Annotated in this window: 14 protein-coding genes; 8 read left to right on the top strand and 6 right to left on the bottom strand. The window is 71.8% G+C overall.

Features of this window, described 5'->3' with window-relative positions; all coding sequences use genetic code 11:
- The first annotated feature begins 161 nt into the window (after positions 1-161).
- From ACFMRZ_RS06235 to ACFMRZ_RS06215, 5 genes are all read left to right on the top strand, one after another.
- The gene (locus ACFMRZ_RS06235; protein WP_400178274.1) at positions 162-1,424 is read left to right on the top strand and encodes an MFS transporter; all 1,263 of its coding nucleotides are present in this window, start codon (positions 162-164) and stop codon (positions 1,422-1,424) included.
- A gap of 25 nt (positions 1,425-1,449) precedes the next feature.
- Complete coding sequence (locus ACFMRZ_RS06230; protein WP_400178273.1) at positions 1,450-2,199, top strand: LamB/YcsF family protein; 750 nt, start codon at positions 1,450-1,452, stop codon at positions 2,197-2,199.
- On the top strand, positions 2,196-2,828 hold the full coding sequence (locus tag ACFMRZ_RS06225) for an allophanate hydrolase subunit 1 (protein ID WP_400178272.1): 633 nt from the start codon (positions 2,196-2,198) through the stop codon (positions 2,826-2,828). Before ACFMRZ_RS06230 ends, ACFMRZ_RS06225 begins: the two co-directional genes overlap by 4 nt.
- A gap of 38 nt (positions 2,829-2,866) precedes the next feature.
- Positions 2,867-3,739: a biotin-dependent carboxyltransferase family protein gene (locus ACFMRZ_RS06220; RefSeq protein ID WP_400182785.1), complete on the top strand. Its 873-nt coding sequence runs from the start codon at positions 2,867-2,869 to the stop codon at positions 3,737-3,739.
- Between the two features lie 116 nt (positions 3,740-3,855).
- Complete coding sequence (locus ACFMRZ_RS06215; protein ID WP_400178271.1) at positions 3,856-4,233, top strand: nitroreductase family deazaflavin-dependent oxidoreductase; 378 nt, start codon at positions 3,856-3,858, stop codon at positions 4,231-4,233.
- Between the two features lie 16 nt (positions 4,234-4,249).
- Here ACFMRZ_RS06215 and ACFMRZ_RS06210 read toward each other — a convergent pair whose 3' ends face one another.
- The 6 genes from ACFMRZ_RS06210 to ACFMRZ_RS06185 all read right to left on the bottom strand — a co-directional run bounded on the left by ACFMRZ_RS06210 (position 4,250) and on the right by ACFMRZ_RS06185 (position 13,560).
- Positions 4,250-5,755 carry an alpha/beta fold hydrolase gene (locus ACFMRZ_RS06210; RefSeq protein WP_400178270.1) on the bottom strand — a complete coding sequence of 502 codons (1,506 nt, stop codon included), beginning with the start codon at positions 5,753-5,755 and terminating at the stop codon, positions 4,250-4,252.
- A 98-nt stretch (positions 5,756-5,853) separates the two neighbouring features.
- Positions 5,854-7,227, bottom strand: coding sequence for a condensation domain-containing protein (locus ACFMRZ_RS06205; protein WP_400178269.1), 1,374 nt, complete (start codon positions 7,225-7,227; stop codon positions 5,854-5,856).
- Complete coding sequence (locus ACFMRZ_RS06200) at positions 7,227-8,681, bottom strand: condensation domain-containing protein (RefSeq protein WP_400178268.1); 1,455 nt, start codon at positions 8,679-8,681, stop codon at positions 7,227-7,229. Before ACFMRZ_RS06200 ends, ACFMRZ_RS06205 begins: the two co-directional genes overlap by 1 nt.
- Positions 8,672-10,174 (bottom strand): condensation domain-containing protein, encoded by a 1,503-nt coding sequence (locus ACFMRZ_RS06195; RefSeq protein WP_400178267.1) that lies wholly within the window; start codon positions 10,172-10,174, stop codon positions 8,672-8,674. The genes ACFMRZ_RS06200 and ACFMRZ_RS06195 overlap by 10 nt, the downstream gene beginning before the upstream one ends.
- A 374-nt stretch (positions 10,175-10,548) precedes the next feature.
- The gene (locus ACFMRZ_RS06190) at positions 10,549-11,730 is read right to left on the bottom strand and encodes a PucR family transcriptional regulator (protein WP_400178266.1); all 1,182 of its coding nucleotides are present in this window, start codon (positions 11,728-11,730) and stop codon (positions 10,549-10,551) included.
- A gap of 18 nt (positions 11,731-11,748) precedes the next feature.
- On the bottom strand, positions 11,749-13,560 hold the full coding sequence (locus tag ACFMRZ_RS06185) for an AMP-dependent synthetase/ligase (protein WP_400178265.1): 1,812 nt from the start codon (positions 13,558-13,560) through the stop codon (positions 11,749-11,751).
- Between the two features lie 667 nt (positions 13,561-14,227).
- On the opposite strand from ACFMRZ_RS06185, the gene ACFMRZ_RS06180 reads away from it, so the two are divergent.
- The 3 genes from ACFMRZ_RS06180 to ACFMRZ_RS06170 all read left to right on the top strand — a co-directional run bounded on the left by ACFMRZ_RS06180 (position 14,228) and on the right by ACFMRZ_RS06170 (position 17,285).
- Positions 14,228-16,009, top strand: a complete 1,782-nt coding sequence (locus ACFMRZ_RS06180; RefSeq protein ID WP_400182784.1) for a DEAD/DEAH box helicase — start codon at positions 14,228-14,230, stop codon at positions 16,007-16,009.
- Between the two features lie 438 nt (positions 16,010-16,447).
- A complete protein-coding gene (locus ACFMRZ_RS06175) occupies positions 16,448-16,816 on the top strand; it encodes an arsenate reductase family protein (protein WP_400178264.1) in 369 nt (122 codons plus the stop codon).
- A 94-nt stretch (positions 16,817-16,910) separates the two neighbouring features.
- Positions 16,911-17,285: a nuclear transport factor 2 family protein gene (locus ACFMRZ_RS06170; RefSeq protein WP_280360719.1), complete on the top strand. Its 375-nt coding sequence runs from the start codon at positions 16,911-16,913 to the stop codon at positions 17,283-17,285.
- Positions 17,286-17,345: the final 60 nt, after the last annotated feature.

Raw genomic sequence — 17,345 nt, 5'->3', positions numbered from 1 at the left:
GGTCCTCCTCGTCCAGCGGCCGACTGTGCGAGACCGAGATTACCCGTCCGCCGAAGGATTCCGGAACGATCCGTTCGTGGTATTGCAGGATCGTTGAACGATTTCCTACGATAGAGATCTGAGCCACACCCTCCCGACTCCGAGGGGTCATCATGACGAACATGCCCACCGTTCCCACCGCCCGCCCGGGCACCGGAGCCTTCGCCTGGTTCCGCAGCCTGAGCGGCGTCGGTAAGCGCGCCTTCTTCGGCGCGTTCGGCGGCTACGGACTGGACTCCTACGACTTCCAGGTGCTGCCGCTGTCGCTGGGGGCGATCGCCTCCTACTTCGCCATCGGCACCGGCCAATCCGGTCTGCTGACCACCGTCACCCTCGTGGTGTCGGCGGCGGGCGGCGCCCTGGCCGGCGTGCTCGCCGACCGGATCGGCCGGGTGCGCACACTCCAGCTCACCATCGCGGTGTACGCCCTGTTCACGGTGCTGTGCGGGCTGGCCTGGAACTTCGAGTCGCTGTTGGTGTTCCGCGCGCTGCAGGGCCTGGGCTTCGGCGGGGAATGGGCGGCGGGGGCCATCCTGGTCGCCGAGTACGCCAAGCCCGAGTACCGCGGCCGCGCGGTCGCCTTCGTGCAGAGCGCGTGGGCTGTCGGCTGGGGACTGGCCGTGTGCGTGTACACCGTCGTGTTCGAGGTGTTCGACGAGGTGGTGGCCTGGCGGGTGCTGTTCTTCACCGGCGCCCTGCCCGCGCTGCTGATCGTCTGGGTGCGGCGCAGCGTCACCGACGCCGAGGCGGTCACCGAGCAGCGCGAGCGGACGGTCGCGCCCGGTGGGTTCGGCGCAGTCTTCGGGCCGCGGCTGTTGCGCACCACGGTCTTCGCGTCGCTGCTCGCGACCGGTGTGCAGGGCGGCTACTACACGCTCGCGACCTGGCTGCCCACCTATCTGAAGAACAGCCGCGAGCTGGATGTGGTCGGCACGGGCGGCTATCTGTTCTTCCTGATCGGCGGGGCGTTCGTCGGCTATGTCACCGGCGGGGTGCTCACCGACCGGCTCGGCCGCAAGCGCACCATCCAGCTGTTCGCGGTGCTGTCGGTGGTGTTCATGGTCGCCTACACCCGGATTCCCGCGGGCGCGAACACGCTGGTGCTGGTGCTGGGCGTCCCGCTGGGTTTCTCGACCTCGGCCATCTTCTCCGGCTTCGGGTCATACTCGGCGGAGCTGTACCCGACCGAGTCCCGCGGCACGGGCCAGGGCTTCACCTACAACTTCGGCCGCGGCGTGGGCGCGGTGTTCCCGACGGTGGTCGGCTACCTGGCCTCGACGACGCTCGGACTGGCCGGTGCCATGCTGTTCGGAGCGCTCGGTTACGCGCTGGCGGTCCTGGCCCTGTTCGGACTGCCGGAGACCCGCGGCCGGGAACTATTGTGACACAACCGATCCGAGGCGGGTGAGGATGATGACCGATCTGAACAGCGATCTGGGCGAGGGCTTCGGCGCCTGGTCGATGGGTGACGACGCGGCCCTGCTGGACATCGTCACCAGCGCCAACATCGCCTGCGGCTTCCACGCGGGCGATCCGGCGATCATGCGGCGCACCTGCGAGCTGGCCGTGGCCCGCGGGGTGCGGATCGGCGCGCACATCTCCTACCGGGACCTGGCCGGGTTCGGCCGGCGCGCGATGGCGGTGCCACCGGACGAGCTGGCCGACGAATGCCTGTACCAGATCGGCGCGCTGGACGCGTTCGCGCGGGCCGCGGGCGACCGGGTCCGCTACGTCAAGCCGCACGGCGCGCTGTACCACGCGGCGTCGGCGGATCGGGAGGTTGCCGACGCGGTGGTGCGGGCGTTGACCCGCTACGGCGGGCTCGGCCTGCTGGGCCTGCCCGGGTCGCAGCTGGCCGCGGCCGCGGCGGCGGCCGGAATCGCTTTCCACGCCGAGGGTTTCGCCGACCGGGCCTACACACCTTCCGGTACCTTGGTCGCGCGCGGCACTCCGGGCAGCGTCCTCGGCGAGGAAGCCGCACTGGCACAGGCGATCTCGATCGCGGTGCGCGGCGAGGCCCGCGATGTGGACGGCGCAGCGGTGGCGGTCCCCGCCGCGAGCCTGTGCGTGCACGGTGACTCGCCGGGCGCGGTCGCGATGGCCCGATCCATCCGGGATGCGCTGGCCGCCAAGGGCATCGAGGTAGAGGCGTTCTCGTGAGCGGACTGCACATCCGGCCCGCCGGCGACCGGGCGCTGCTGCTGATCCCCGCGCCGGGCACGCTGGCCGGGCTGGTGGACGAGCTGCGCCGCCACCCGGTCGAGGGTGTGCGCGACCACGTGCCCGCGGCCGAAACCGTGCTGGTCACCCTCGATCCGCGGGCGCGGGTGGAGGCGGTCGAGGCGCGGCTGCGGCAGCTGGCCGAGGCCGTGGCGACGGGGGATGCCGAACCCGCCGACGATCTCGAGCCGGTGCTCGTCCCCGTCCGCTACGACGGCGCCGACCTGGCGGAAACCGCTGGGCTGCTGGGTATTTCGGAGGACGAGCTGATCGCCCGGCACACCGGCGCGGTGTGGCGGTGCGCGTTTCTCGGATTCGCTCCCGGATTCGGATACCTGGAGTCGGCGGAGTCGGGTCTGTCGGTGCCGCGGCGAGACCGTTCCCGCACGGCCGTGCCCGCCGGGTCGGTCGCGCTCGCCGGGGGCTACAGCGCCGTCTATCCGCGCAGGACGCCCGGCGGCTGGCGCCTCATCGGCGCCACCGACGTGCGGATGTGGGATCCGCGGCGACCGGAACCGGCGCTGCTGCGCCCCGGCGCGCGCGTCCGATTCGTTCGGGAGGACGCGTGAAAGACACTGTGGCAGTGCCGATCCGGCGTCGCAGCGCGGTGAGCGGTGCGGCCCTGCGGGTAATCGCGCCGGGGCCGCTGAGCACGATTCAGGACCTCGGCCGCCCGGGCTGGTTCCATGCCGGGGTCGGGGTGTCGGGCGCGGCGGACCGGCGATCGTTCGCGCTGGCTAACCGGCTGGTCGGCAACCCGGAGTCGGCGGCGGCGATCGAATGCGCGCTGGGCGGGCTGCGGGTGGAGTTCCCCGAGCCCGCGGTGATCGCGGTGACCGGTGCACCCGCGCCGCTGACCGTCGACGGCCGCCCGGAGGCGCACGCGTCGGTGCTGTTCCTCGCGGAGGGGCAGCGGCTGGAGCTGGGTCTCGCGACGGCCGGGCTGCGGTGCTACGTGGCGGTGCGCGGCGGTCTCGAGGTGCCGCCGGTGCTCGGGTCGCGCAGCCGCGACACGCTGGCCGGTCTGGGGCCGGAGCCGCTAGCCGCCGGTGACGTGCTGCCGGTCGGCCCGCCGCCGCGGGAGTGGCCGTCGGTCGAGGTGGCGCCGGTCGCCCCGATGACCACCGGTCCGATCACCGCGCGGGTGCGGCTCGGCCCCCGCGACGACTGGTTCCGCCGCCCCGCCGATCTGTTCGCGGGATGGTGGCAGGTCTCCAGTGACACCGACCGGGTCGGCGTGCGGCTCGACCGCGCCGGTGGCCCGCCGCTGACCCGCGCCGACACCGCCGAACTGCCCACGGAGGGCATGGCGCTGGGCGCGATCCAGGTCCCGCCGTCGGGGCAGCCGGTGGTGTTCCTCGCCGACCACCCCATCACCGGCGGCTACCCGGTGGTGGGCACGGTGATCGACGCGGATGTGGATCTGCTGGCGCAGGTGCGGCCGGGGCAGCGGGTGCGGCTGCGGCCGTGGACACCGTAGCCGGTGCCCGAATGTGCTTGCGGGACAAGACCGTGCCGGGTGCCCGGTCCCGATCCGGCGCGCGGGCGCGGCGGCGGGCGTAGCCTGTGCCGCAGGGATCGTCGAGAGGGGTAGTCATGCCGTTTCCGCACGCGCTCGCGAAATTCAACCGGCGGGTCACCAACCGGGTCGCGGGCCTGGTCGCCGGGCGCGCGCCCGGTCTGGCCGTCGTCGTGCATCGCGGGCGGAGTTCGGGGCGGCAGTACCGGACCCCGGTCACCGTGTTCTCGCAGGACGGCGTCTACCGCGTCGCGCTCACCTACGGCCGCGAGGTGGACTGGCTGAAGAACATCCTGGCCGCGGGGGAGTTCGAGCTGGAGATCAACGGCCGCACCGAGACCGTGCGCGCTCCGGTGGTGCGGCACGACCCGAAGGTGAGCTGGGCGCCGACGGGTGTCCGGCAGGCGCTCAGCGCGCTCGGGGCCGAATTCTATGTCGAGGCGCCGCGCGCCTGACCGCGCCGCGGCGGGGCTACGGGTTCGCCCGGTCCGCCTGGCACACGAGGTCGGTGGCCGGTAGCACGCCGGTGGCGTAGTAGGTGTTGACGGCGTCGCCGAGGCAGCGGCTCAGGTCCGGCCGGAAGGTCATGTGAATGCGGACGTCCCGCAGCGTGGCCAGCCGGGACGCGGTCAGGTCGCCGTGCAGCCGGACGCCGTGCGCGTACGGGGTGCGGGGGTCGCCGGTGGCCTGCAGAATCAGCGCGGGCACCGCGTTGCGTACCGTGGTCGCGGGTTCGGCGGGACGGGGCCAGAACGCGCACGGCTGAATATTGTTGGCCAGGGCGCCGAACACCGGCTGCGTCGCGCGGGTGGATTCGATGCCCTCCCAATACCATCCGGGGTCCGTGGGTGCGGGGGCGTCGCCGCAGGCGATGAAGGCCAGTTCGGAATTCTCGCCCTCGCGCAGCGCGGACAGCACCGCCGCCAGCCGCGTGCCGCGGGCGGCGGCGGGCGGACCCGTTGCGGCGTCGGCGATCTCGCGCACCGTGTCGGCGAGTGCCTCGTTCGACCGGAAGCTGTTGAGCAGGTTGTGCAGGATGAACGGCAGCCAATGGTCATCGATGCGGAAGTTGTCGAGGACGATCGGTTGCCGGGCCGCGGTCGCGAGCAGGTCCTCGACGGTCGCTCGGACCAGTTGCGGGGAGTTCCCGAGCCGGTACACGTCGTCGCGAGTGGCGGCCCACGCCGCCCAGTCGTCGAGCGCGGCTTCGTCGGCGGGGCCCCAATCCTGTACCAGCCCCGCCCAATACCGGCCGGGATCGATAGCGCTGTCGAGCACGACGCGATCGCTGTGCTGCGGGAACAGCTGGGTGTAGACCGCGCCGAGATAGGTGCCGTAGGAGACGCCGAAATAGCTGATGGCTCGCTCGCCGAGCGCGGCCCGCAGGACGTCCATGTCCCGGGCGGTGTTGCGAGTGGTGAGCTGCCGGGCCCGCTCGGGATCGTCGGTCACGCAGTCCGCGGCCATGGCCGCCGCGACGCCGGTGTCGTGCAGGAAACCCGCGAGAGTCGCGCCCGCCGAACGCACCATCTCGCCGACCTGCCAGCCGCACGGACGTCCGCCGTCGGAGCGGCCCACGCCGCGCGGATCCATCCCGATCAGGTCGAAACTCGCCCGCACGTCCGGGCTGAGTACATCGCCGAGCAGGCCCACCGAATCCAGCCCGGCCGCCCCGGGGCCGCCCGGGTTCGACACCAGCACGCCGCGGCGCCGGTCCGGATCGGTGGCCGGGACGCGGGAGACGGCGATCGACAGTGTGCGCCCGAACGGCCGCGTGTAGTCTAGCGGCACCCGCACGGTCGCACACCGCGTCCCGGTCGCGTCGAGGTCCGCGCGCTCGCAGTCCCGCCAGGCCAAGCGCTGATGGTAGAACCAGTCCGGCGTGTCGAAACCCGGTGCGAACCCCGCACCCGGCACCGCTGCCAGGACCGCCACCACCGCAATGCCGACCACCCACCGAAACAGCCTCGCCGCCAACCACTTCGCCTCTCACCGCGGAAATCCGGCCGCCACCGTAGCCGGTCGCGGCGGGTACCGCCGAGGTTGGGAGCACGGGCTTTCCACCGGGATACTGCTCAGCCGCGGGCGGCGGTGTGGACCAGATCGGTGAGTACATCGAGGAATTCGGAGACGACTGCCCGCGCGGCGGGGGTGTCCGGGAATCGCGTGCGCAGCCGGAGTCCGTCGTCGGTGCGGGCGAACCACAACTGCACATCGTCGACGGGCATGGACCGGCTCAGCTGAGTGGCCTGCCGGGGCAGCGCACGCCCGAACTCGCTGCGGGAGCCGCCGGGCAGCAGCCGGTAGTCGGTGTAGGACACGCTGAACAGGCCGCGGCGATCCCGGCGGAGCGCGGGCTCCATCGCCTCGAACACGGTGACGGCCGGTAGCCGCGCCAGCCGCTGCCCGGCGCGGATCGCCGCGGCCGCACCGGGAATCGTTGTGGCGAGGTCGTCACCGGCCCGGATGCGAGCGGGCGCGTTGGCCACCAGCCATCCGAAAGTGTTGTGGTGGCGTGGTTCTCGCCGGGTGTGCACCGGGAACACCAGGTCGGTGTGGCCGCCGCCGCCGAGTTTCGCCACGGTGTGGGCGACGGCCGCCAGCACGACCGCGAAGATCGAGTGGCCGCCCTCGCGCGCGGTCCGGTGCAGCGCCGCGGCCGCGCCGGGCGTGAGGACCGTACGGACCTCGCTGCCCGGCTCGGCGGTCGCGCCCGCGGGCACACCGAGATCGAAAGGGAAGTGCGGCAGGTCGTTCCCGGCCGCACGGAGGAACTCGTGCCATTCCCGCAGCAGCGCCGCGCTGTCCGGCGGCGGATTCGCCGCCGCCTTGGTGCAGTAGGACAGGAAGCTCCCCGCCTCGGGCAGCCGCGCGACGGCGGCCGGGAGCGCGGCCGGACCGTCGTCGCAGGCGGTCCGATACAACTCGTCGAGTTCGGTGACGGCGAGCGTGATCGACCACGCGTCACAGACGGCATGGTCGAATCCGCAGACGATCGTGGATACTCCCGGGCGGCTGACCGCGCCGAGAAAGTACGGCGGAAACGTGAACGGCGCGCACGCCGCGTCGAGCCGCTCGCCGAGCATCCGGCGCAGCTCGTCCGCCGATTCCGAGCGCACCGGCGGACGGGGCTCGAGCCGAATGTCGTTGTCGGACACCAGCCGCAGCCCCGCTCCCGTCGCCGCCCGGGGTGCGGTGAAACAGCAGTGCAGCGCGTCGTGACGGGGCAGCCAGGCGGCGAAGGCGGCCCGCAGCGCCGCTTCGTCGATCGGACCGGGCACGTCGAAGGTGGCGGCGAGCCAGGCCGTCGGGGGTGTGGCGGACAGGTGCAGGAGCTGGTTCGAGGTGGGCGGAGTCGGATCGGGAACCGGGCCGGGATCCGCCGAGACCGCCCACTCGAGCAGCGTGCCGGGTGGCACCGTGAGCCGATCGAGGAACGTGAGCCGCATCAGGTCACCTCGGAACCCGGTGCGGCCGTGGCGTATTCACCGGTGGCCGCGACCGCACACACCACCGCGCGCAGCCGCTCCAGATACGCGGTGACCGAGGCATGCGCCCGCGCGGTGTCCGGGAACATCACCGCCACGTGCACGCGATCGGCCTCCCGGTTGAACCACAGCGGCGACGGCTGGCCGATCCGGGAGGACGAGCCGAGCCCGCGGATGCCGTGCAGGCCGGGCATCGAGCGTTCCAGCAGATCTCCGGAGATCGGGCGCATATCCATGTAGGACACCCACGGCCAGTCCCGGACCTGCGGCAGCGCGCGCCCGGCGAGCTCGGCGGCGCGGGGGAGCGCGGCGAGCAGCGGAATACCGGTGAGCGGCTTGATCTCGTGCAGCGCGGCGCGGGCGCGCCCGGCGAGTTCGCCGAATCGCGCGGCCGGGCCGACATCGAACGCGACGGGCAGCAGGTTGACGAACCAGCCCTGGGTGAGCCGGAAACGCGGATCGGTGCGCGTGCCCAGCACGTTGAGGCCCAGATAGCCGGTGCGCCCGGCGATTTCGAGTTCGGTCAGCGCGATCGCCGCGTACAGCCCGGCGGTGAACGAGCCGCCGGCCGCCGTGCACGCGGCGGCAAACTCGTCGCACTGCGCGCCGGTGAGCAGGTCGAACCGCAGGCCGGTGCTGTCGCCGAACTCGCCGGGCGCCAGACCGAGGTCCCAGGGTGTGGGCCGGATGCGGTCGGCGTTGTCGGCGAGCAGGCGGGCCAGGCGCTCCAGCTCCGGTGGCCGCGCGGCGATGGCGTCGCGTTCCTCCCGGGCGTACTCGGCGTAGTCGGTGGCCGGGGGGAGCGCGGGCGCGGTGCCCCCGGCGTGGGCGGTGTAGAGGTGGTGCAGTTCGGCGATCGCCGCGACGAGCGAGGTGCCGTCGGAGAAGGCGTGGTCGAGGCTGAGATACACGGTGAAGCCGTCGGTGCCGTGATCGATCGCGCCGCAGGCGAACGCGGGCCACACGGTCGGGTCCGGCGCCTGGAAGCGGGTCGCGAGCCGGTCGCGCAGGGCTTCGCCCGATGCATAGGAACCGTGGACCACCGTCTCCAGCGCCACGTCGCCGGGAGCCAGGACGTGCCGGGTCAGGGTGGCCCCGGTGTCGTCGAACCGGCAGCGCAGACTGTCGTGCCGGCGCAGGAAGTCGGCGCATGCCCGGCGCAGCGCCTCGCGATCGAGCGGTGCGGCGATGCTGAAGCACATCGACAATTCGGTCCGCACCTCGCGGGCGACGTCGGCCGGGTTCGATTCGCGACGCCGCCGCTGCCAGTATCGGATGTGGAACTCCTGGATGTAGGACGGCGGTATCGGCGCGGGCGGCGCCGCGGCCGCGGCGGTCACCGCGGCGGGAGTGGGCACGAATTCGAGCAGTTCGCCGGGCTTGGGCAGCCAGTCGGTGAGGTGGATCATCTCCATGTCGATGCTCCTTGTCCGAGGGGGAGGGTGGTTGCGGCGGCGCGGTGCAGCGGTACGTGCCCGTCGCGGGAGTAGCCGTCGAGCAGTCGGCGCAGTCGCAGCGCGTGGCGGTGCACCGCCCGGGTGGCCCGCGTGGTGCCGGGATAACGCATGTTGAGCGTCACCCCGGCGGGGGTGCGCAGGAACCAGTAGAAGAACTCGTCGGCCGAGCGGGTGCGGCTACGCAGCCAGCGGGTATCGGATTCGAGCCAGCGGTCCGCGCCGTACATCGCGCGAATATCCATGTAGGACACCATGAACGACACCCGCGGGCGCATGTCCAGGAGTTCGCACACCCGTCCGAAGGGCACCGTGGCCGCGCCGCGCACCCGGCGCAGCTCGGTACCGGACCGGACCACCAGGTCGGCGAGAGTGCCTGCGTCACAGTCGATCCGGTACGGCGCCAGGCCGACGAACCAGCCGAGGGTGTCCGCCCACCGGGGCTCGTCGCGGGTGTGCATGGGCACGACGGTGCGGAATTCGCGGGCGCCGGTCAGTTCGGCGTGCGCGGCGGCGAAGGCGGCCGTCAGCACCGCGGCCAGCCCCTGGCCCTGTGCGCGGGCGGTGGCGGCGGTGCGATCGGCCGCCGCGGCGTCGAGGACCTCGATCGCGAGGGTGCGCTGCGGCGCGGCGCTTGCCACCTCCGCCGCGGCACCGGCCCTGTCCGGCCGCGCCGCCGTCGGGTGCCGGAGGTCCGTGACCGGTCGTGTGGCGGCCTCGGCTAGTTCGCCCGGTGTCGGCACGTAACCGGCTGCGCCGGTGAGGAATTCGCGCCAGAGTGTCACGGCCGGGTGGTCCGCGTCGGCCGCCTCTGCGCGTTCCCGCTCCAGGTGACAGAAATCGAGATAACTGGCCGTCGGCGGGAGTTCGGCCCGGTGCCCGGTGCGGGCGGCGTCGTAGCGGGCGCGCAGCTCGCCGCCGATGGAGGTCGTCGAGTATCCGTCCATCATCGCGTGGTCCGCGGCCACGATCGCGGTGAACGAGTCGCCGTGGTCGATCGTCACACACAGGTGCGACGGCCAGTCCAGCGGCGAGGTGCGGTCGTCGAGCAACTGGTGCACGAGGCGGTAGGCCGACATCGCCGAGGCGGGGCGCCCCGCATCGCCCGCCCGGATCACGGCGCGTCCCGGCGGCAGGGTGTAGCGCGCGGCCCGCCCGCCCTCCACCGCGACGTGACTGCGCAACACCTCGTGCCGGTCGACCCAGGCCGCCAGGGCGGCGGTCCAGGCGCGGGCGTCCAGAGGGCCGTCGATCCGCAGCGCCTGACCGAGCCAGCAGTGCCGCCGGGTGCGAATCCGATTGTGCTCGAGCGCCTCTCGCAGATGTTGCTGATGGTTGTAGGACACCGCGCGGGCATCGCGGGGCCAGTCGGCCCAGTGCGTGTCCGCGGTGGCCAGCCATTCCGTCACCCGACCGGCGCGCAGGGGATAATCGGCCAGTTCGATGAATTCCATGAACATCCCTCATCTGATGTGTCAGAAAATTTCGAACGGAAGTTATTTTCCGGTTCGTCGCGGGAAATACCGGCACGCGCGCCATGGCGTGCTCCGATTGTTGGAAAATCCCGGTGACCTCGTCGTTCGCCGGAATGCGGATGACTCTAGGACATTCGCCCAGCGGAAGTGTCCGTGACGTCTGTCACCGTAAATAAACGACCGGCCGAAAATGACTGGTTATCTTCTGGCGAACTCCGGACATGCGACCATTGTTCTGCTGATATGACACGTCATGTACATGACTCGGAGTTGCACTCACGTGATTCCACGCCTGGCCGACAGACGGAATTCACGTGGGCTTCGCCGAACTTTTACGGCCGCCGGGCGACGGGCTAAGGCGCGAACGCGGCGGATTCGAGCTTGCGGGCGATCCGGGCGGCGGACAAGGTCATGGCATCGGTGGGGCGGTGCGGGTCGAGACCGGTCAGTTCATGGACCCGGGCCAGCCGATAGGTGACCGTATTGCGATGGATGTTCAGCTGCCGCGCGGTGGCGAGCTGATTGAAGCCGCTGTCGACGAACACCTCCAGCGTCTCGGCGAGCAGCGGTTGGGCGTCGAGCGGCGCGAGCACCGTCGCCAAACCCGGCCGGGCCGCGGCCCCGGCCGCCACCATGTACTCGAACTGCAAATTCTCCCGGCGGCACACCAACTCCGGCCGATCCAGGCAGCGGCCCAGTTCGGCGAGGGCACGGGCCTCGGTGAACACCGCCGGGACCGCGGCACGGCCGTGGGCCGCGCCGACCCCCACCCAGAACCGTGGCGAGTGGCCGGCGGTGCGCGGTGGCAGACGACCCGACAGCCGCGCGATCGCGGCCGAGCCGTCGTCTCCCGCCTGCAACGGCACCAGTGCGGTCCAGCCGCCGCTGTCCAGGCGCAGGAACACACCCGGGATGGACTCGATGCAGTGCCGCAGATCGCTGGTGCCGGAACCGGGCCGACCGCCGGCGCCGAGCCGGAACACGGCCACCAGGAACGCGTCGGGCACCGCGATGACCGGCTCGTCGGCCCATTCCGCCGGATCGCGGCCGGTGAGCAGCGCGTCGGCCAGGGTGCGACGGCGTTCGAGCAACTCCCAGCGCGGGTCGTGGGCCCGCCGGACACAGGCCGCCGCGATGCGTTCCACGACCAGCGTCACGTACCGCAACAACGGCAGCGCGGCATCGGCGAGCAACTCGCGTTCGGCGCCCGTGGTCGCCGCGCACAGCCGGTCGTAGATGAATTCCGCGCCCTCCCGGTAGCGGCCCAGCACTTCTTCCAGCGGCTCGCCGTCGCGGACGCGGCCCACGGCCAGCTCCACCAGCTCGCGGGTGGCCTCTTCGCCGGGCGCCCGGCCGCGCTGCAGGAAGTCGAAGAACAACTCGATGTTCAGGGTCGTGCCGCGCTCCCAGCCGGGCAGCACCAGCGAGCGCGGGATGCTGCGGTACGGCGGGATCGACTCGGAGAACTCTCGCATCAGCGCACCGGCCCGCAGGTAGAGGGCTTCGAGGGCGCGGTCCCGGGTCGGCGACTCCACGGTTTCCTCCGTCCGGGGTTACGTGGCGTACAGGGATTCGATGGTATCGGCATACGCTGCGGCGATGGGCTTGCGCCGCAGTTTGCCCGTGGGGGTGAGGCAGTCGCCGCCGGGCTGCCAGACCTCGGACAGCAGTGCGAACTTCTTGATCTGTTCCACCCGCGACAGCCTGGCGTTGGCCTCGGCCACGCCCGCCTCGATCGCGGCGCGGACCCGCGGATCCCTGGCGAGTGCGGCGATGTCGGTGTCGGGCAGGCCGTGGCGTGCGGCGAAGGCGGCGGCCAGCTCGGGATCCAGGCAGATCAGCGCCGTGTTGTACGGGCGACCCTCGCCGATCACTGCGACGATTCCGGCCAGCGGGGTGTGCTCGGTGATCGCGTTCTCGATGGTGGTCGGCGACATGTTCTTGCCGGCCGCGTTGATGATGAGTTCCTTCTTGCGGTCGACGATCCGCAGGCACCCGTCGGGATCCAGTGCGCCGATGTCGCCGGTGTGCAGCCAGCCCGCGGCATCGAGGGCGGCGGCCGTGCTCTCGGGATCCTTGCGATAGCCGCGCATCACCAGCGCGCCGCGGATCAGCACCTCCCCGTCGTCCGCGAGCCGGATCTCGGCGCCGGGCAGCGGCGTGCCCACCGTGCCGATCCGGATGCGCTCGGGACGCGTCACGGTGGCGCCCGCGGTGCATTCGGTGAGGCCGTATCCTTCGCACAGCGGCAGGCCCAGTGCCAGGAAGAATTCGTGGGTGTCGCCGGGAATCCGGGCCGCACCCGTCACGGCGATGCGCACCTGGTCCAGACCGAGCCGGGCACGGATGGTGGACAGCACGAGCCGGTCGGCGAGCCGAAAGCGCGCGCTGTCCCACGGCGACCGGTCGCGGCCGTCGGAAATGGCCCGCGCGCGGTCCCGGCCCACCCCGATCGCCCAGCGGGCCAGTGCGCGGCGGATCGCGCGGGGCTCGGCGGCGAGCCGGTCCTCCAGGGCCGCTTTGACTTTCACCCAGACACGCGGCACCCCCAGGAACACCGTCGGCCGGACCTCGAGCAGTGCCTCGGCGACCTCCCGCAGTTCGGGCACCGTGGTGATCCGGGCGGCCTCCAGCAGGTTGAGGTAGTGCGCGAACCAGCGATTGGCCGCGTGCGCGTCGGGCAGATACGACACCACCCGGTCCTCGATGCCGCCGCCGCCGAGTTCGTCGACGATGCGGGCGTTCTCGATGAAGTTGGTGTGGGTGAGTTCGACGCCTTTGGGTCGTCCGGTGGTGCCGGAGGTGTACACGATGGTCAGCAGGTCTTCGGGACCCACTGCGCGCCACGCGGATTCGAAGTCGAATTCCGGAGCGTCGGTGCGCTCGACCTCGGCGAGGCCGATGGTGCCCGGCGGCGTGCCGTCGACGCAGATCACGTGCTCCACCCGGTGGCCCGCGGCGGCCGCCTGCCGCACCGCCGTCAGCACCCGCGGCGCGAACTGCTCCTCGCAGATCACCACGGTGTTCCCGGCATTGCCGAACTGGTAGGCCAGCAGGTCCGGCGGATTGGTGTTGTACACCGAGAACGGGGTGGCGCCGGTGTGCAGGACGGCGGTGTCGCACAGGTGGAACTCCGGGCGGTTGGTGAGCATCAGCGCCACCGTGCCGCCGCGCCCGACGCCCAGCGCGGCCAGCCCGGTGGCGAGGGCGCGCACGCGGGAGCCGTACTCACGCCACGTGATTCGCACCGCGCCGCCGCGACTGCGGACGGCGACCGCCTCGGGATAGCGGGCGACATTGCGCTGGAACGCCTCGCACAGGGTGCGCGGGCGGGTCGCGTCGCCCGCCACCGTCGATGAACTCACAACACACCTCTGGCTCGCGTAGGGCTCGCGGTCACGACGGCGACCGCGATGTCGATCTCCAGCACAGCGCGGACCGGGGCGGGCCGGTACCGGCAATCGGTGGCCCGTCCGCGGCGGGGTTTGTGCACTGTGCACGGACGGAGCCGCGGCGGTTGCGTACGCCCGGCGCGTGGCAGGGCGTCGCGAAACTCGCCGGGGCCGCTTCCGGCCCGCGCTCGCCATCGCCATGTAATCTCTGGAATCCCATCGGGACCTCGACCGCACGGCCCGCGGTAGGTCACCTCGACCCCTCGCAGCGGCCCGTCGCTCGGCACCCCAATGTGGCGAAAGTTGTTGTGCCACAATGGTTTCACGTGAAACAAGATCGGGTACCGAGCGGGCGGCGCGCGATACCCCGGATCGCCCCGACGTGACGATGACGACACCCGGTCGTAGTTCCGGCAATGCTCGAGCTACACTATGGGCCAGGGTGTGACTCACACCCGGCGTCGTAGATTGCTATCCCTACGCACCAGCGCCCAGCTGTGTGGCACCGGCTTTCCTTGCGGCGATACCGATATTGCCCATCGGCAATTTCGCCACCGAGTGCCCCGGCGCGGATCTTCATCACGCTGCGCGACGCGGGCACCCTTGTCCGAAAGACACTGCAATTCCTGTGAATTCATCGATGGTCCCGGGCGGATCGACCGCCCCCTCCTTCGCCGCGCTCGGCGTGCGTGACCCGCTGGTCCGGGCGCTGCACCGGGCCGGTATCACCGAACCGTTCCCGATCCAGGCGGATACCCTGCCCGACACCCTCGCCGGCCGCGACGTGCTCGGCCGGGGCAAGACCGGCAGCGGCAAGACCCTGGCCTTCGCGATTCCGACGGTCGCGCGGTTGGCCGGCGAACTCGCCGGGCGTCGCCGCCCGAACACCCCGCTCGGCCTGATCCTGGCCCCGACCAGGGAACTGGCCACCCAGATCGCCGCCGCGATGGAGCCGTTGACGGCGCCGTACTCGATGCGAGTGACCACCGTGTTCGGCGGTGTCCCGCAGAATCGGCAGGTGCGCGCGCTGCAGGCGGGCGTCGATATCGTCGTCGCCTGCCCCGGTCGGCTCGAGGATCTGATGCGGCAGCGGCTCATCGCCCTCGACGCCGTCGAGATCACCGTGATCGACGAGGCGGACCACATGGCCGACCTCGGCTTCCTGCCCTCGGTGACCCGCATTCTCGCCGCGACTCCGGCGGGCGGGCAGCGGTTGCTGTTCTCGGCGACCCTCGACAACGGGGTCGACAAGCTGGTCGCGCGGTTCCTGCCGAAGGCGGTGCTGCACTCGGTGGACGAGGCCAATTCGCCCGTCGCCGCCATGACCCACCACGTGTTCGAGGTGGGCAACCAGGATGTCAAGAAGGACCTCGTGCAGAAGCTGGCGTCCGGCACCGGCCGCCGAATCCTGTTCATGCGCACCAAACATCAGGCGCGCAGGCTCGCCAAGACCCTGACCGCCGCCGGTATCCCCGCGGTCGACCTGCACGGCAACCTCGCTCAGGCGGCGCGCGATCGTAACCTCGCGGTCTTCGCGTCGGGTGACGCCAGGGTCCTGGTCGCCACCGACGTGGCCGCCCGTGGCGTGCACGTCGACGACGTCGAACTCGTCGTGCATGTGGACCCGCCGGCGGAGCACAAGGCGTACCTGCATCGCTCGGGCCGCACCGCCCGCGCCGGAAGCGCCGGCGACGTGGTCACCATCGTGCTGCCCGAACAGCGCAAGGACATGGCGGCCCTGATGCGCAAGGCCACCATCTCCGTGCAGCCGCAACGGGTTACGGCCGACTCGGCCGCCGTGGCCGGGCTGGTCGGCGCGGTTGCCCCGCTCGTCACCGCCGCGGCACCGCAGCAGGTCTCCGGCCAGCAGAGCGGACAAGGCGCGGGCCGCGGGTCTCGCGGTGACAGTGGGCAGGGCCGCCGCCGCGGTCCCGCCACCTGGGAGCGCACCGCCGGTTCGGAGCAGCGTGGCCGCCGTGGTTCGGCACCGAGGGGTGACCGGCGCGCCGACGCGCAGGATGACAGCCGCGGCAACGGGCGACCGACCGGTCGCGGCACCGGCGCACCGGTAGCGGGGGAGAGGCGCGGCGCAGCCCGCAACGGCCGCGGTGCCGAGGCTCCCGCCCGAGGCCGCGGCAACGCGGGCGCACCGTCCGACTACCGCCACGGCTCCATGTCGGACCACGGACGCAACGGCGATGTCTCGCAGCGGCATTCGGGCCGCCGGAGCGAGCACGCCACCGGGTCCGCCCCGGCCGGGAGCAGCCACGGCAGCCGTCGCCAGGCCCAGCCCAGCGGCAGCACCCCGCAAGCCCGCGCCACAACCCGAGGCACCGGCCGCGGCGCATCGCCCGCGGGCAGCACCGGCGGCCTCGCCGGATTCTCCCGCGCCAGCGGCGGCCCCCGCCGCCGTCGCGGCTGACACCGCACACACGCCAGCCCTTCGCGGCCGGAGCCGGGTCCCCCGGCTCCGGCCGCGTTGTTGTTTGGTGTCGGGGCGTGTTGCCAGTGTCCGGCCGTGTTGCCAATGTGTGTGGTGCGGCCGTGTTGCCAGCGCGTGGCCGGGGCGCGTTGGCGGTGCCTCGGCAAGGTGGCGACCGCGTGGATATGTGTCGGGCGGAAGGCTGGCGGATTCGCTGTGCGTTCTGCCCGTTGTAGTGCGTGGCAGCCAGGTCGACCCTCAATCGGTGCGGGGTGCGGGGTGCGGGGTGCGGGGTGCGGGGTGCGGGGTGCGGGGTGCGGGATGCGGGATGCGGGATGCGGAGTGCGGAGTGCGGAGTGGGGGTGCGGGGCGTTGTGGTGGACCAGTGGTCGCGTATGGGCGTGTCGTGGACCGCGCGCTGCTCGGTATCGTTCGGGCATGGCTGGAGAGCAGATGGAGATTTGGCACAACCCGCGGTGTACGAAGAGTCGGGCGGCCAAGGCGGCTTTGGATGAGGCGGGGATCGCGTATACCGAGCGGCGGTATCTCGAGGAACCGCCGGGGGTTGAGGAACTGCGGGCCGTGCTGAGCAAGTTGGGGCTGGAGCCGTGGGATATCACCCGCACGGGCGAGGCCGAGGCGAAGGAGCTGGGTATGTCCGGCTGGTCGCGGACGCCCGCCGACCGCGATCACTGGATCGAGGCACTGGCCCACCATCCCAAGCTCATTCAGCGGCCGATCATCGCCACCCCGGACGGGCACGCGGTGGTGGCGCGCGACGAGCAGGCGCTGAAGTCGGTGCTCTAGTTCGCGAGCACGGTTGCGCCGCACCGGAATCGGTGTCGCTAGCATTACCTGACGCGTAATCGACTCCGGGCATCCGGTCGCAGATGCTGGTCTCATGAGCGAATACGAAATCACCGAATACGAAACCATCGCACAGCGCTACATCGACTCCTGGAACGAGCAGGACGCGGACAAGCGGCGCGCCCTGCTCGCGGAGGTGTACACGCCGGACGCCACTTACACCGACCCGCTCGCCGCGGTGACCGGGCTCGACGCCATCGACCAGGTGGTGTCCGGCGCGCAGCAGCAGTTCGCGGGCCTGCGGTTCACCCTGGGCGAGCGGGTCGACGGCCATCACGGCATCGCACGGTTCACCTGGAATCTGGGCGCGCCCGGGGCCGAGGCGCTGGTGGTGGGCTTCGACGTGATCACCCTCGACGAGGGCCGCATCTCGCAGGTGCACGGCTTCCTGGACAAGGTGCCCGCCTGAGACATCGGTGCGCACGGGGATCCCTCAGCGGTTCGCCGCTCTCCGTGCGCACCGAGTTGC

Origin of the sequence: Nocardia sp. N2S4-5, assembly GCF_044628355.1 — a bacterium.
GTDB classification, from domain to species: Bacteria; Actinomycetota; Actinomycetes; order Mycobacteriales; family Mycobacteriaceae; genus Nocardia; species Nocardia wallacei_B.
This window is presented reverse-complemented; position numbering and strand designations above follow the sequence as displayed.

Coding starts and splice junctions, on each gene's coding strand:
- ACFMRZ_RS06215 (WP_400178271.1), top strand. CDS start 3,856: ATGCCGTTTCCGCACGCGCTCGCGAAATTCAACCGGCGGGTCACCAAC.
- ACFMRZ_RS06235 (WP_400178274.1), top strand. CDS start 162: ATGCCCACCGTTCCCACCGCCCGCCCGGGCACCGGAGCCTTCGCCTGG.
- ACFMRZ_RS06170 (WP_280360719.1), top strand. CDS start 16,911: ATGAGCGAATACGAAATCACCGAATACGAAACCATCGCACAGCGCTAC.
- ACFMRZ_RS06195 (WP_400178267.1), bottom strand. CDS start 10,174: ATGGAATTCATCGAACTGGCCGATTATCCCCTGCGCGCCGGTCGGGTG.
- ACFMRZ_RS06175 (WP_400178264.1), top strand. CDS start 16,448: ATGGCTGGAGAGCAGATGGAGATTTGGCACAACCCGCGGTGTACGAAG.
- ACFMRZ_RS06230 (WP_400178273.1), top strand. CDS start 1,450: ATGATGACCGATCTGAACAGCGATCTGGGCGAGGGCTTCGGCGCCTGG.
- ACFMRZ_RS06180 (WP_400182784.1), top strand. CDS start 14,228: ATGGTCCCGGGCGGATCGACCGCCCCCTCCTTCGCCGCGCTCGGCGTG.
- ACFMRZ_RS06205 (WP_400178269.1), bottom strand. CDS start 7,227: ATGCGGCTCACGTTCCTCGATCGGCTCACGGTGCCACCCGGCACGCTG.
- ACFMRZ_RS06200 (WP_400178268.1), bottom strand. CDS start 8,681: ATGGAGATGATCCACCTCACCGACTGGCTGCCCAAGCCCGGCGAACTG.